This window comes from Bacteroides sp. NSJ-48 (assembly GCF_014287405.1).
In the GTDB taxonomy this organism is placed as follows: domain Bacteria; phylum Bacteroidota; class Bacteroidia; order Bacteroidales; family Bacteroidaceae; genus Bacteroides; species Bacteroides stercoris.
Genome location: NZ_JACOOD010000099.1, coordinates 1 through 2,216 on the forward strand (window position 1 = coordinate 1; position 2,216 = coordinate 2,216).

2 protein-coding genes are annotated in these 2,216 nt (G+C 47.2%); both read right to left on the reverse strand.

Annotation, left to right across the window (positions count from 1 at the left end; genetic code table 11):
• Window positions 1–141 precede the first annotated feature (141 nt).
• Window positions 142–1,113 carry a toprim domain-containing protein gene (locus tag H8S52_RS19560; protein WP_186910400.1) on the reverse strand — a complete coding sequence of 324 codons (972 nt, stop codon included), beginning with the start codon at window positions 1,111–1,113 and terminating at the stop codon, window positions 142–144.
• 251 nt (window positions 1,114–1,364) lie between these two features.
• A partial coding sequence (locus H8S52_RS19565) for a primase-helicase family protein (RefSeq protein WP_186910401.1) occupies window positions 1,365–2,216 on the reverse strand: 852 nt, incomplete at its 5' end.

A 2,216-nucleotide genomic window follows, 5' to 3' on the forward strand; every position in this document is an offset into this window, starting at 1 on the left:
CTCGTTTGCACAGGGTTTCCAAAGGGATTTCCCTTTGGCTCGATAGGGTGTTTTTAGCGTTACGGAGTAATGCGTGAAGAAAACGCCCTATTGAGCTATGGTATTTCTGTCTAAATACCTTTGGGAAAGCGAACGTGCATATTACAGATGAAATCCCCCTTTCTTTTTCGGTGGCTGCATCATCCGCCTTGCGAATTGGACTTGCTTCTTCTCCTTTATCGGCTCTGCCAATTGGGACAAGGGCTTACCGCACAGGTAGTCGTTCAAGTCCTTATACTCACGATAGTACATTGACTTGTCAAGCAGGCGTTCCCCAAACTTCTCTTTCAGTTTCGTGCAGGTGTTCCGTCCTGCCGTGTCGTTGTCAAGGAAACAGCCGACTTGGGTGTAGGTCTCCAATATGCTTTCCGCTTTTGCAAGATTGGAAACGGAGTTCAATATGATATAGTCCTGTGTGTCCAATCGCGGGTGTTGCGGATTGTTTTCTACTCGGATGGTAAGGAATGAAAGGTAATCCATGAACCCCTCAAACAGGTAACACATACATCGTTGTCCGCCCTGCTGTCGGATATGGGTGATGTCTTTCGGGGCGACACATCCCTTGAAGTATCTGTTGCGCACTTCATATCCTCCTGCCATGTTCGGAAAGCCGATGGCAAAATAGGGTTTGTCGGCATTCATAAACCGAAGCTCCCTGCATTCTCTTTTGGCAAGTCCGATGTTTATTCCCCTTTCTTGCAGATAGGCTATAAGAGCAGGAGAGGACAACTCACCAACCCTTAATCCCTGATAAGGCTGATTGGCGGAATGCTGTCTGCCAAAAGAGAACGATGCAGGGCGGATGTATGCTGTCCGCTCCTCTATGCGTTTCAGCAGATAGGCTACATCTCCCGAATGGTAGAGTTCCGCTGCCAATGCAATGATATTACCGCCTTTGCCGATGCCGAAGTCGTACCATTTTTCAAGCTCGGTGTTTACCTTGAACGATGCGTCCGTTTCTTCCCGTAACGGTGATTTGTACCACAGGTTCCTGCCTTGTTGCTTTACAGGCGTATAGCCCAGACTTTGCAGATAGTCTGCCAGTTTGATTTGCTTTATATCTTGGATTGTCATATTACATACGGTTTTGAAGTTGATGAAAATTTGTTGATTTGATGAACTGTTGATGTAATATGTTTATATACAGCCTCGTAACCTCTCAACATCTTCTCAACAAACCGCTCACCAAAAGAGAAATCCACAAACGGGTGTCGGTGGTCTCTCAACTTCTCTTTTGGCTTGTTGAAATTTTGTTGAGAATGTATATCGTTTATTGTCAGTGTATTTATACCCATATTCAACAATTCAACAGAAAAATGATAGTATTACAGGGATTCGAGTTGCTCCCTTGTGACGGTGTAGAAGCGTCCCACCCTCTTTATCGGCTCATAGTGACAACTTCTGTTGTAATTGCCCTGATAAGTGGTGTAGGTAAGCCCGTTTGGTGCAGGTGTTAGTTTCCAGCACTCCTGCACCACCTTACGCACTTGGTGCTTTTCCGCCTTTACCTGCGAGTGCACCAGCAGTACGACAAGGTCGTTAAGGCAGAATGAAACGCTATCCACATCCATTGCAACCATAATGTCAAGCAGCAGTTCCGACATCTCTATCTCCAGCCGATTGCGGTTGCTACGGATAATCTTCTGCAAGGCTTCTGTATGCAGCAATGTGGGGTTGAACCACATCCGGCTTTCCTTTTCGGTGGACAGTTTTCTGTGTTGCAGGAAATGGAGAAAGGCGGGTATCTCCGCTTTCAGCTTTTGCAGGAAGTCGGTATCATCGGACTGCAAGCGGTTTATCTTGCGCACCCAATAGCGTGTTTCCCCTGCGTCTATGATTACGGGCAGATGCTCGTTGTTGGAACACAGCACGAATTTGGCGAAGAACGCAATCTCGTCACGGTCTTTGCCTTTGGCTTCCACCTTATAGGAAAGTGTGGTGCTGAGGTTCTTCAACCGCTCGCTATCCTCCCTGCGGTTGAGCAGCACCTCATCCACCACGATAAGCAACTTGCCAGCCCAGTCGGAATTGAACTGGCTGCGGAAATCCTCGTTGGTGTTGAAAGTCACATTGTTCTGAAAAAGGGCTTTCAGAAAGTTCAGGAAGGTGCTTTTGCCCGTGTTGCGTTCTTCCGACACCAACAGCAGGATAGGCAACTTCTGAATCGGTTGCAGGTA